Source organism: Paenibacillus zanthoxyli JH29, from assembly GCF_000520715.1.
Taxonomy (GTDB): domain Bacteria; phylum Bacillota; class Bacilli; order Paenibacillales; family Paenibacillaceae; genus Paenibacillus_AQ; species Paenibacillus_AQ zanthoxyli.
Genome location: NZ_ASSD01000392.1, coordinates 1 through 13,764, shown reverse-complemented (window position 1 = coordinate 13,764; position 13,764 = coordinate 1). Strand labels below are relative to the sequence as shown.

The window sequence follows — 13,764 nt, the reverse complement described above, 5'->3', positions numbered from 1 at the left end:
CGACCAACAGCGACGAGGTCGAACTCCCCGCGCTCCAGACGCTCGATCAGATTGTCTATGCCGGCAGCCTGCCCCCCCTTGCCTTCCTCGAACAGACTCATGACGTCGGAGTCCAGGCCGACCGAGCCGACGGTAATAGCAGGCTTGCCTGTCAGCTTCCGCGTCCAGCCCGCCAGATTAAGGTCTGATCCCTCGAACTCGGGCTCCCAGAATCGGCGCGTGGAGGCATGGAAGATATCTACGCCTGCCTCAGACAGCGGTGTGAGGAAGCGCTCCAGTTCCTCTGGATTCGCTGCCAGTTTAGCGCCGTAATTAACCGGCTTCCATTGGGAGAAGCGGAAGATAATCGGGAAGTCGGGGCCGACTGCGGCTCGCACCGCCTCGATAACCTCTACCGCGAATCGGGTGCGGCCAACGAGATCACCACCATACTTATCCGTACGCTTGTTGGTGACGTTCCAGAAGAACTGGTCAATGAGGTAGCCGTGCGCGCCATGTAGCTCTACCGCATCAAAGCCGATGCGCTTCGCGTCGGCAGCGGCTTGGGCATATGCCTGCACGAGACCGTGAATCTCCTCAACCGTCAACGGCTCTGATACCGGTTCGCCAGTCAGGCTGAGGCCAGACGGCCCGATCGGGTCGGCATTCGATTCCGGGAATTTTCCCCTCTCGCGGGCCATACCGGTATGCCAAATCTGCGGAGCGATTTTCCCGCCGGCTTCATGCACTTCGTGGACGACACGCGCCCATCCTTGCAGAGCTTCCTCCCCGTAAAAATGCGGCACACCGAGATCAGCAGCCGCAGCCGGATGGTTAATGACGGTTCCTTCAGTGATGATTAGGCCGACGCCGTTCTCCGCCCTCCGGCGGTAATATCCGGCCACGTCGGGACCTGGAGCGCCTGACGGCGAAAAGCCACGGGTCATTGGAGCCATGACAATACGATTTTCAAGCTTCAGCCGTCCGCCTTCAAAAGGCTTGAACAGAGCCTCTGCTGATTTGGATATGGTCATTTTATTCTCTCCTCCTGTAGGGTTGTCTGTTAATCTATAAATATAAATATATGGATTAACAAACAAAAATGCAAGCCCTTTGGTGAAAACATTTTGGGATTACTTCTTCTTGGCCTGCAGCCCGGCCGCAAATTCCTCCAAAAAGGCGGCGATCGCCTCCTCATTACGTCTATAATAAGTCCATTGGCCATAGCGGCGGGACTCCAGCAGTCCGGCCTTCTGCATAGAGGACAGGTACGAGGAGATGACCGACTGCGCCAGACCGGATTTTTCCTGAATGCTTCCCACGCAGACGCCGCCCGGGAACTCTTCTTTAATAACGTTCGGCAGATTCTCATTCATCTGTTCCGGCTCCCGCAGCCAGCAAAGGATATTGAGACGGGTTTCATTAGACAGCGTCTTCAACACCGCAAGTATTTCTTCGTTATTCATTCTTGACTCCCATTCTTAGTTGGTTTGTTCCCAGTATACCAAAAGTCCTGCTCATGAGAAAAATACAAAAAGAAAAACCCTTACAACATTTCGATATACCCTTCTGTTCCATGCACGCGAATTCGTTGCCCATCTTTTATCAGTTTGGTAGCATTCTCCACTCCGACAACGGCTGGTAAGCCATATTCACGTGCGATAACTGCTCCATGGGTCATCAGTCCGCCAACTTCGGTGACTAGACCTTTTATGGATACAAATAATGGTGTCCAGCCAGGGTCAGTAAAGGAGGTGACTAATATATCTCCATCTTCCAGATCGGCATTTTCCATGTTTAAAATGACACGCGCTCTTCCTTCTATCACTCCGGAAGAAACAGGTAAACCTACAATAGCATTAGCCGGCAATTTTTCTCGTTTGTACTCACCGGAGGGTGTTTCACCATCAGACGTGATAACACGCGGGGGAATTAGTTTTTCATAACATTTGTAATCCTCTTTTCGTTTGTTGATAATCCGGTAATCCAGTTTATTTGTGCGTACGACTTCGTGAAGTTCTTCAAAAGTGAGATAGTACATATCTTCTTTGTCATGGATAACGCCAGCTTGAACGAGTTGTTCGGCTTCTTTCAGTAAAGCCTGCTTATAAACGAAGTAGCGGCTTACTATGCCGTATTTTGGATATTCCCGGTAGCCGATGAAATTCCGGATAAGGTCGATCATTCGTTTGGTTTCTTTGGCTTTTTGTTCACCATCCGGTAATTGCTTCAATCGATCTATTAACTCTTGTTCTTTTTCCAAAGCAACGCGCCGCCCTTGCTCAAATTTTCGATTGCCGGCATTAGGCTCAAAGTTCTTGATGTTACCAAGAATCATGGGGACAAGTGTAATTGGTTTTTCACTCCAACGAGTTTTCGTAATATCGATTTCTCCGGTACATCGCATTCCGTATTTGCTGAGATAATCATAGATAGCGTCTTGGGTTTCCCTTCCTCCATCAAACTTAACCAGTTCATCCAGAAAGTTATCTTCTTTTGCATGCTGCAAATAATCAATCACTTCTGGATAAGGGCGAATCACATCCGCGACACCCAGTAGCGCCAGACCCATTTCCGAAGTAATATTGTCCGGTACAGATTGAGAAAGAGTATCTGCTGCGTTTTTTTCGCCTAACCACTCGTTCATGTTTTCATTGATCCATGATGTAGCATTTATAGCAGCCATAAACACAGCCGAACTTTGTGGGTCAAATAAGATCTTCTTTAACTCTAGGATATCTTCCAGAATAAAATCAAACAAATCCGATCCCGATTTCGCTAGGATGTTTTGTTTTAACTCTTCTATCGATGTTTGACTACGCTTAATCAAATCAGAAACGATTGTCGGATCGTTCTCGAATTGTGCCCTAGAATCCGTAGACGGCACACTTTTATTGCTTTTACCGGAACTCTGTTCTTGCTTATCATTTGGTAAAGATTTTATGAAATCTCCTCGCTCTATTATGGTCGTAAGTGCGTCTTTCATGAGCGGATCGTGATGTCCCATGGCATCTAATAACATTTTTCTGCTGTCAGGTGAAGCCAGCATATGTGTGACATCAACAAACAGCCTTCCGCCGGCTTTACGCATAGGTGCAGGAGTAATTAACAGGTGAAAAGACAATCCCAATGGCTTCATGGCATCAGTCATCATTTGTTGATGACCAACAGATAGATAGACGTGATTTTCTTGATCATTCGCTTCAGGGATCGGGTATAAAGTAGTGATTGGCCGACTCTGGACAATATAAAATGTATCATCAGCCAAACACCATTCGATATCTTGTGGGCAACCAAAATAAGCTTCGATCTGTCTTCCGATACGTGCCAGCCCTAAAATTTGTTGTTCCGTAAGTGTTTGAGACATCTGCTGATCAGGATCGATCTGCTTTGTCTCGGTTCCGCCTTCTTTCCGTCCATAAATAGCCAATTTTTTGGTTGCGATCCTCTTCTCGACGATCTCCTCTTCCCGCACTTTATAACAATCGGCAGATACCAAGCCGGAGACCAGAGCTTCTCCAAGTCCAAAACTGGCATCGATGGATAGCAACTTTCGGTTAGAAGTAATGGGATCAGCGGTAAATAAAATCCCTGAAGCCTGCGGGAAAACCATCCTTTGAACGATAACGGATAAATAAACTTGCCTGTGGTCAAATCCATTTTGCATACGGTAGATGACCGCGCGATCCGTAAATAGGGAAGCCCAACATTTGCTGATATACTGCAAGATTGCATTGAAGCCGATGATATTTAAATAGGTGTCTTGTTGACCGGCAAAAGAGGCATGCGGCAAATCTTCAGCAGTCGCACTAGAACGCACTGCATAAGCATGTTCCTCGCCAAACTGGGAGAGATAGTGAGCAACTGCTTTCACAACATCGGAAGGAATTTCAACTTCCATAATGGTTTGTCGAATCTTCCTGCTGATTTCACCAATTTGATCTCGATCTTCTACGGTTAGCACGGTTAGTTGATCCAACAAAGCATGATACGTTTCGTTTTGTTCGATGGCTTTTTGATACCCCACTGTTGTAACACAAAATCCTCCGGGTACCTGTATCCCTTCAATTTTTGATAACTCCCCCAAATTTAACCCTTTTCCGCCAACGAGTGAAAGCTGCGTGTTGCCCATTTCCTGAAAACCGAGAACCAAAGAACTCATTCAGCATCTCTCCTAACCATTAAGTTGAGAAAAATCATTTGACAAGAGTTTACCGGCATGGTACAATTAAAATGTAAGATAGACTAATTATGCCCATTGTCTTTAAGAGTCGCGATTTGATTATATCATCGTGTCTGTTTATATGCAATATAAAAGAACCTGATAAAACTATCCAGGTTCTTTTTTGATTTCTCGCTATCATTAGTATCCAGGTGATCGAAAATGACCAGGAGACAGCCCTTCGCTCTTCCTAAATTTTAAATTTCTCCATCAATTCCTGCAGCTCTCGTGCGCTCTTCGTATTCTCGTCCGCCATATCGGCTTCCTTATACGTCTTCTCCACGATATCGGAGGTCTTCTCGGCTATGTCTTGAACACCCGCGGCACTTTCCGAAATCGTCGCGGCGACCTCGTTAATTGCAATCGTTATTGCAGATACTGTCTCGCTCAAATGACTGGCGGAATTCTCAAAATCATGCATCAGATTGCTTACCAGCTCGGCATCCTGCTTGTACTGCTCACCTACCTCTTTCAGCTTATCGTAGTCGCTCAGCACCGTCCCGTCGATGAAGGACAGCAGATCCTCCGAACTGTCCTTCAATTGACCGACGGAAGTATGGACTCCTTTCACGATATCCTGAATGCCCGACGCGGTCTCCGACGACTTCTCCGCCAGCTTGCGGATTTCCCCGGCCACAACGGCAAAGCCTCTTCCCGCTTCTCCAGCCCGGGCCGCTTCAATCGCCGCATTAAGCGCGAGCAGATTCGTCTGGCTCGTTATATCCATAATCGTCTTCGCCAGTTCGTTGATCTGAGTAATTGTGCTGGACTCCTCAATCGCCTTCTCCATCTTAACGCGAACGGAATCGTAAATCCCCTTGGCATATACTGTGGACTCGTTCATACCCTGCCTCAGGGCCAAGGCACGGTCATTAATGTCGGCAGAAACTCTGCCGCCTTCCTTGGCCCTTTGAGCCATTTCGCTGACATTACTGTCTATCTCATGAATCGCGGCAGTCATCTCCTCTGAGGATGCAGCGGTTTCTTCCATACCTGCGGACAGTTGCTGTGTTGTCGCTCCGTTGTCATGGGCGTTCTCTCTGACTTCAACGGCCAACCGTTCGAGCATCTCCGCACTGTTCAGGACTTGGCTGGAGATGTTCATCATACTGCCAGCCATATCCCGCAGCACGCTGCGTGTCCGGATCGTCGCTTTGGCGATGGTGCCGGTCTCGTCTTTATTTTTCAATAGATATTCGTATGTGTCGTCGTGTCTCAGGTCCAATTCGGCCGTCTTATTAATGAGTTCGGTAAGCTTGGTTATTGGAACAGCTATTTTCCGGGAGGTGAACAGACCGATCATCAGGGTAAGCACCAGACTGATAAGACCGAGCAGCACGATGAAGGTCGTCATTTCATTGACCGGCTGCATGACCTCGCCGACATCTCCTGTCAGCACCAGTGTCCATTTGGTCTTTGGCAGTACGGTATAGGCCGCCTTCTTGGCCTGGCCATTGAAATCATAATCAATGATGGCATCGGCCGGCTGTTCCCCTTTCTGCACGCGGGATACTACCGCTTTAACCGCTTCGTTCTCCACTGGTTTACCGATCTTTTCCTTAGTCGGGTGAAAGAGCATCATCCCATGGTCATCAACCAAGTATGCATAGCTTGATTTGCTGTTCATCACTTTCGCGTCGCCCAAATAGGTCGTCAGGCTGTCCGCATAGACGGCGGATACCGCAAATCCTACCATCACTCCATTAGCTTTAATCGGGTTGACAAATGCGAGGACATACGCGCCGGTCGCCTTGGACTTCAGCGTCTCGCTAATCACGGGCTCTCCAGTCGCGAGCACCTTCTTCGCGTAGGCCCGGTCGGCGAAGCTTTTGCCCAGCAATGAAGGATTACTGTCGGCAATGGCGGTGCCGTTCATGTCGGCGATTAGCAAGTGCTCAAGGTTGCCCGCATCCTTAACTACACCCTGCAGCCTGGTATTAATGGAGTCTCGAAGACCGTTATCGGCCGTTCCGCTTTGCGCCTGAACAAGCAGCTGGGCTATGTCATGTTCACCGGCAATCAGGGCCAGATTACTTTGCTCTTTCTCGATCATGGCGGCAATCGTATCCGACTTGCTCAAATTCAGATGCAGCATCGATGCATTGGTCATGGATGCCAAAGTACTGGATGATTTGGAGTAGCTGAAAATTCCCATTACGATGGTGGAGAACAAGCTGACAGCGAGAATCATCAGAGAAAGCTTTGTACGGATTTTCATTTTTTACACCCTTTCGGCACATTCGGTACTTATGTCGGTAACCGCCGCCCTTAGAACAGAGATTACTACTGCTCTTATCGGTATTTATTTCGAAAATGAACAGAGTTTTCGACAAATTCCGCAAATTTAACCGATAAATTTTATTATTCAAGCTCGAATCAATTAATCAAGACATAAAACAGCAAAAATCCGCCGAGACGAAGATGATTTCGCCTGGCGGATTTTTTATTTATTCACGCGCTTACAGAGCTTAATTTTTATTCACATTTTGGTAGCTGGCTGTTCCCCCAAACACGTTGAGTCCGAAATGACCGCTGGTGAACGTGGGGTCGTTAACATCAATGATCGGTGTTGAAGCGCCGTCGAGGTACACCTTAATATTCGTCCCGGAGGTCACGATTTTAACATGGTAGGACGTACCGGAAATAATCGTCGCCGGAATGTTGGCAAGCATCTGACTGGAGGAGAAGCCGCCATTCAGCTTGTAGAACAGCCGCAGCGCCTTGATATTAGGATCGATGTTAAAATAATAACCGCTTGAGCCGTCGGCATTGGCCCGGAAAATCATCGAACCCGCGCCTCCGGCCCGGTCCAGCTTCACATCCGCTTCGTAAGTAAAGTCAGTGCCGGTTACGCCTGACATGTAATTGCTGTCTTTATCGAACGTGCCGGAGACGCCGTCTCCCGTGACCCTCCAGGAATCTACGGGCAGACTGTTCCAGCCAGTCAAATTTGTCGTAAAAGAGCCCACCTCGACGACCGTCGACGAGGCAATTCCGCCTGTCTGCGTCGTGGCAGTGATGACGGCTCTGCCCTGCGCCACCGCCGTGATGTCCACACTGGCCGAATCAGCCTGGGCTACCGACGCCACCGCCGGATTGCTGGAGCTCCACACGAGCGTTTTATCGGTTGCCGAGCGCGGAAGCACATCCGCATACAGCCGGTAGACGGAACCTGCCGCCAGTTGAACGCGGGTCTGGTCCATAACGACCTTCTGCGGCGTTGAGCCGGAGGCGGGTTCGGACCGCCAGACATTGCCGAGCGGATAAGCGTTCAGCGAGACAATTTTCACATCGCCGCCGGTGGTATAGAAGCTCAGACCGTTACGGGCCGACCCGGGAAAAATCATATCCGAGAAGACCGCTTTGCCATCGTTGCCGAATGCCTCGACGGAGGATTGATCGACGTAAATGCGTATCTTGACTCTGCCGTTCTCAAGCGGGAGCACCGTACTCTGCACCGGATGGAAGTTGGCCGTGAATCCGCTCGCACCTGCGGATGAGCGATCCACGAACATTTCCGATGAACCCGTCTTATAGCCCACCACCGTCTTCTGTCCTCCGCCTTCCCGCAGATTGAAGCCGAATTCGGTTGCCGTACTGCCGGTTGGCAGCTCCAGCACCGCGTCGATTTCATAGGCCGTGCCCGTGACCGTCGCAAGCGGATTGGCGCTCGCCGGCGTCACAGTGACATTGTTAATCGAGGTGACCGCGCCCCGGAGCGCATCCATTTCGGTGACAGGCGTCTCCGTCAGCCGGATGCCGGCCCCGGCAATGTCGGTCAGTTTCAGCTCCCGCGGTATGGACATCTGCCCGTTCCACGGGGAGGTTGGGAAGCTGAAAGGATAATCCCAGTTCGACATCCAGCCGATGGAAATCCGGCGCCCGTCGGCCGCAGGGATTCCGTCGAACGTCATCGCCGCATACATATCCTTCCCCTGCTCCGTCCGCAGCACGGTTGCCGCCGGATTGTCGCTGGTAAAGGTCATGCCGTCAAAGCTGCCGACGAAATACTCCGACGCCGAACCCTGCGTAGCCGGGACTGCCCCGGTGCTCAGAACCAGCACCCATTTCTTGTTCGCTGAGTTGCCGTCAACGGGCAGCTGGAACAGGTCAGGGCATTCCATGATGCCTCCATGCAGATAAGCGCCATACCCGAACGTGCTGGCATACGTCCAGTTTAGAAGATTGGTCGATGTATAGAAGCGGACATTGTCGTTTCCCGACACAACCATTACCCACTTCGAGTGATCGGCATCCCAGACAACCTTCGGATCGCGGAAATCCCAATTCCCGTTGCTCCCTCCGGGATTTTCCACCACGGGATTGTTCGCGTAATCCGTCCAAGTGCGTCCTTTATCGCTGCTGTACGCGATGTGTATCTTTTGGCTGCCATTAGGCTTTTCCGGGTTAAATGAGGTGTAATAAGCGATTATGCCGGAGCCGCCGGGGAACAGACCGGAGACATTATTCAAATCCACCACAGCCCCGCCCGACCATGCATCGCCGGCATCATTTCTTGGAATGGCGAGCGGCAGACGCTTCCAGTGGGCCAAATCAGTGCTCACCACATGAGCCCACTCCCCGTCCTGCTGATGAAACATATGATATTCTCCTTGGTAGTAGACCAAGCCGTTCGGGTCGCTCGACCGGTTTCTTGGTTCTGTAAAATGGTACTGCGGCCGGTACGTTTCGTTGTAATATTGGCTTAAATCCGCAGCATACACATTTTGAAAATAAGCCGTGCCATTGAATGCATTCAGCCCGATGACGCCGGACGTATAGGCCGAATCGGTCGCGGAAATAACCGGCGTCACCCCGCCGTCCACATAGACTTTGATGCTGGAACCGCTTGCAATAATTTCCACATGATAGACCCGCCCGGTATCAATGCTCATGTTGGCCGTGGCAATCGTGCTTCCCCCGCTGCGGTTGAACAGACGGACACGGTCCAGATTCGGGTCGATGTTCAGCACATATCCCCCGCTTGACGCGGACGAGGCGCGGAACACAAGGCCCGCTGTGCCGTGCGATGTTCCGTTATCTACCGAAAGATCGCCCTCCAGTACAAAGTTGGACATGCCCTCCGCCGCTATATTATAGGTATCCGAGCTTCCCGAACTTGTCCCCTTGAACCCGCCCAGCTGCGGAACCCAACTGCCGCCGCCTGAAACCGTCCAGCCCTCCAGATTCGTCTTCAGGGTGCTGATCAGAATATTTTGAAATACCGCCGAACCGTTGTATACCCCTATTCCAGCAAATCCCTGCATATAAGAAGCGTCCGTGACCGTGAGCAGCGGATTATATCCGGTGGGATTCAAAAAATCATACTGCCAGTATATTTTGATTGAGGAACCCTGCGCCTTGATCCGAACATGATAGACTTTGCCGGTATCCACCTGCGTATCTGCCTGCGCCAGCGTGACATTTCCATCTGTCTTGTAAAGCCTTAAGCGGTCCAGGTTCGGATCGATTTGCAGTCCGTAAGCCTGCGTCCCGTCCGCATTCGAACGAAACAGCAGCGTTCCAAGGGCGTACGGATCGGTGATCAGCACATCCGATTCATAATTGAAATCATCCGAGCTTGTGGAAGAGAGGGCCGCAATGTTCTGATTGGAAGCAGCCGTACCCTTCCAGCCCTGCGAAGTCAGATTCCATGTACCCGAGGTGTTCCAGCCCGTCATATTCGTATTGAGCACGTTAACGTAGACGTTCTGAAAATAGGCGGTACCGTTATATACATGAAAGCCGGTAAGCCCCGAGCTGTATTTGGTATCGCTTACATTAAATGCCTGCACATTATCTGCATATACCTTCAGCGAGCTCCCGTCAGCCGCGATCTTCAGATGATAGGATGTGCCGGCGCTCATCGTCTTGGAAAAAGGCGTATCCAAGTCGGTTCCCGTAGCATAATCGAACAGCCGAATGCGGTCGAGGTTCGGGTCCAGGCTGAGCACATAGCCTTTTGAACCGTCCGCGCTCGCCCGAAAGACCAGCGAGGCCACGCCATGCGGTGAAGAAGCATCCACTTTCACGTCAGCTTCGTATACGAAGTTCGCTCCCACCGACGTCGTCGACATATTAAAGGAGTTGTCTGAGCCCGGACTGACCCCGCGCAGACCGTTCGCCCCATCCTGCGTCCACGTTCCCGACACAGGCAAATAGCCGGGCGTATTGCCCGCCCATCCCGCCGCTAGTGCTGACCCTGGAGACCACAAAACCGACACCCCCAATGCAAGCGCTAACAAAAATGCTGTTAATTTAAATCTTGATCTTTTCATATATTCGCTCCCTTAATATCAAATGAGCAAGACCGGACGTTCGCCGCCTCGGCCTTGCATTGTTACCTTCTTATAAATTTGGACGGCATGTCTTTCATATGCAGCCGCCAGAGCGTGCGAGTAACGATGGATTACTCTGTGACCGGCGCTCCCTTAACCAGTTCCTCAATCTCCTCGTGAGCGGCGAGTGAAGCGATGGCTCCAAGGCGCGTCGTCGCCAGAGCGCCCCCCGCATTCGCATAGGCCAATGCCTTCCGCAGCTCCCCGTCGCTCCACTCCCAGGCTGGCCGGCCGTTCTCCAGCATCGTGCCGATGAACGCGCCCATGAAGCCGTCTCCGGCTGCGGTCGTATCCACCGCGACAACCGGATAGGAGGCTGCTCTGCCCCCGGTCTTCCGTGTCCGGTAATAGGAACCTTCCGCACCGAGCGTCACAAGCAGAAGCTTCACCGGGAACCGCTCCAGCAGTTCCTCCGCCCCGTCCTCCAGCTCGCTCTTTCCGGTGAGAAAGACAAGCTCCTCCTCCGATACCTTGACGACATCCGCCTCCTCAAGACCTTCCTCCATCGCCTGCTTGGCATGAAGGTTATCTTGCCACAGCGCCGGGCGCCAATTCGGGTCAAACGTGATCCAGGCGCCCCGTGCTTTAGCCTCCCTGACAGCGGACAATGTGGCGCTGCGGGACGGCTCGGAGGTCATGGAAACCGAGCCGAAATGGAACACCTTGGCGCTTCCGAGAAGCGAAGGGTCGATTTCATCAAAGGCAAGACCTTCGTCCGCTCCAGGCTGCCGGCAGAAGTGAAACGACCGCTCCCCGCCTTCGCCCAGATGGACGAAAGCCATCGTCGTATGAGCTTGGTCCGTGAACACGAGGGCCTGGTCATCGATGCCTTCCCGCTTCAGCGTTTCCTGCAGAAAATGTCCGAAAGGATCATTGCCCACCTTGCCGATAAACGCCGTTCTCTTCCCCAGCCGGGCAAGCGCGGCCAGCACATTCACCGGCGCTCCTCCCGCATTGCGCTCGAACAGCGGATTACCCGCCGGAGAGATGCCTCCAGGTGTGAAATCGATCAAAAATTCGCCAATCGCTACCGCATCATAAGCCATCATCTAACGCTCCTGTCTATAGTTAATTTATGGGCTTCTTTAGCCCTTCACACCCGACATCGTAATGCCCTGGATGTAATAACGTTGAAGGAACAAGAAAATAATCAGAATTGGCACGGTGGAGATTGTGCTCGCCGCCAGAATCTTCGACCAGTCCGTTCCCTCTGCCGACGAGAATGCGGCTATAGCGACCTGAATCATCTGCTTCTTGTCGTCATTGATGACGATCAGCGGCCACAAATAGGAATCCCAGTTGCCGAGGAACGTCATCAGTCCCAGCGTGATCAAAGGCGGTACAGTCGCGGGCAGAACAATTCGGAGAAAGGTGCGCGGCATGGACGCGCCATCGATTTTTGCCGCCTCCAGAATTTCGTCCGGAATCTCCGCGAAGAACTGACGCAGCAGGAAAATGCCAAATACGGACAGCATCGAAGGAATAATTAACGCTTTGTAAGAATCAAGCCAGCCGAAGTTATGCATGAGCAAATAGTTAGGTACAAGCGTTACTTCTCCGGGAATGATCATGGCCGACATGAACAGGGCGAACACTACCGCCTTGCCCCGGAAACGCAGCTTGGCAAAAGCGAAAGCAGACATGGCATTGATCAGCAGCACCATCGCCGTAACGATGGAAGCAACGAACAGCGTATTTCCGATGTAAGTTAGGAACGGATTGCGTTCATTGAAAATGACGTCTTTAAAGTTCTGCAGTGTAGGATGCACCGGCACGAACAAATGGATATTAAAGCTGTTCGAGTATTTGAACAATTCCTCATAGGGACGGGACGCCCCCGATATCATCCAGAAGATCGGAATGATCGACACAATGGCAAGGATGATCATTATGGTATATTTAAAGAAGCTTGCAATACGGCTCATCTCTTTCCCTCCTAGTAATCCTGATTCCGGAACAGTCTCATTTGCACCAGCGAAATAACGAGTACGATCGCGAACAGAATGAACGCCGCCGCCGTTCCGTATCCCATTTGCATTTGCTTGAATGCCATTTGATAAATATAGAAGACTGCGGTTTCAGTCGCTCCGTTCGGCCCGCCGTTGGTAAGAACGAATACCAGACCGGAAATCTTGATCGCATCAATGGTCGTAATGATGACTACGAAAGCCGTGGTGCGGTTAAGCAGCGGAAGCGTGATCCGGAAGAACTGCTGAAGTTTGCTTGCGCCGTCAACTCTGGCCGCTTCATATAAATCCGTGGGAATATTATTCAGGCCCGCCAGGAAGATGATCATGAAGAACCCGACGGCCTTCCACATGCCAAGCATGATGACACCGTTCATCGCCGTATCCGGATTGGACAGGAAATTCGTCGTCGGCAGATGCAAAAGCTCCAGGAAATTGTTCAGTAGGCCGTATTCCTTGTTGTAGATCAGCTTAAAGACCGTCGCGGCTACCGCCGTCGAGACAACTACCGGGATAAAGTAAATCGTTCGGAACAGGCCGGTTGCGGCCACCTTTTTCTGGATCAGCAGCGCCATCCCAAGCGAAATACAGGTCTGAATCGGGATGACAATCACTGCAAAATAGAATGAATGCCTAAGGCTGGCGAGGAATGATTGATCCGTCATCAGCGTTCGGTAATTGTCCAGACCGACAAAGGTTCGGGTGCCGCCGACCAGATTATAATTTTGAAAGCTGATAATGAACGCCTGCAGCATAGGGTAGAATACAAAGATCATCAGCAGAGCGAACGAAGGAAGCACGAACCACCATGCTGTCATCTCTTCGCCGTTCCAAAAGGAATTCCGGCGTTTCTTCGGTAAAGGTTTTGCCGCAGGTTTGGCGGCTGTTGTGGTACTTGCCATAGGTTACCTCATCTCCAATCCTTCCGCCGCTTCGGGTTCGCTGCCCCGCGAAGGGCAGGGAAGTATCCCCAGGCGGCGGATTCTTTTTATTAATGGCTACGGCTTGTAAACGAACGCGCTGAGCACGGTATAGACTTTGCCGTCCGGAGTCCGCGCCTTGATTTCGGCCTGGCCCTCCTTGATTCCCTTGATGACTGCCGTCGTTCCTCCGTCGCTCACAACCTTTGCGACCGTCCCGTCGGACGATTCCCAGACCAGCTTCTGCGGCGCGGTATACGGCAGCACCGACGCGATTGCCTGCACACTGCCGCCGGCCGGAACATCCAGGCTGCTCTTGTTCAGCACCACCCTCAGCG

9 protein-coding genes are annotated in these 13,764 nt (G+C 51.5%); all 9 read right to left on the bottom strand.

The features are described 5' to 3' along the window. Window positions 1-1,013: NADH:flavin oxidoreductase (locus L691_RS0114680; RefSeq protein WP_025691243.1), on the bottom strand; the 1,013-nt coding region annotated here is incomplete at its 3' end. 99 nt (window positions 1,014-1,112) lie between these two features. Next, entirely contained in the window at window positions 1,113-1,445 is a 333-nt protein-coding gene (locus tag L691_RS0114675; RefSeq protein ID WP_036737132.1) for an ArsR/SmtB family transcription factor, read from the bottom strand. 80 nt (window positions 1,446-1,525) lie between these two features. After that, window positions 1,526-4,141 (bottom strand): phosphoenolpyruvate synthase, encoded by a 2,616-nt coding sequence (ppsA, locus tag L691_RS0114670; protein ID WP_025691241.1) that lies wholly within the window; start codon window positions 4,139-4,141, stop codon window positions 1,526-1,528. Between the two features lie 250 nt (window positions 4,142-4,391). Further along, window positions 4,392-6,419 carry a methyl-accepting chemotaxis protein gene (locus tag L691_RS0114665; RefSeq protein WP_025691240.1) on the bottom strand — a complete coding sequence of 676 codons (2,028 nt, stop codon included), beginning with the start codon at window positions 6,417-6,419 and terminating at the stop codon, window positions 4,392-4,394. Window positions 6,420-6,669: 250 nt separating this feature from the next. Beyond that, window positions 6,670-10,416: a GH32 C-terminal domain-containing protein gene (locus tag L691_RS0114660; protein ID WP_025691239.1), complete on the bottom strand. Its 3,747-nt coding sequence runs from the start codon at window positions 10,414-10,416 to the stop codon at window positions 6,670-6,672. 194 nt (window positions 10,417-10,610) lie between these two features. Further along, on the bottom strand, window positions 10,611-11,588 hold the full coding sequence (locus tag L691_RS0114655; protein ID WP_232229191.1) for a carbohydrate kinase family protein: 978 nt from the start codon (window positions 11,586-11,588) through the stop codon (window positions 10,611-10,613). Window positions 11,589-11,624: 36 nt separating this feature from the next. Next, window positions 11,625-12,464 (bottom strand): carbohydrate ABC transporter permease, encoded by an 840-nt coding sequence (locus L691_RS0114650; protein ID WP_025691237.1) that lies wholly within the window; start codon window positions 12,462-12,464, stop codon window positions 11,625-11,627. 11 nt (window positions 12,465-12,475) lie between these two features. Next, entirely contained in the window at window positions 12,476-13,408 is a 933-nt protein-coding gene (locus L691_RS0114645; protein WP_025691236.1) for a carbohydrate ABC transporter permease, read from the bottom strand. Between the two features lie 96 nt (window positions 13,409-13,504). Next, a partial coding sequence (locus L691_RS28985; RefSeq protein WP_036737131.1) for an Ig-like domain-containing protein occupies window positions 13,505-13,764 on the bottom strand: 260 nt, incomplete at its 5' end.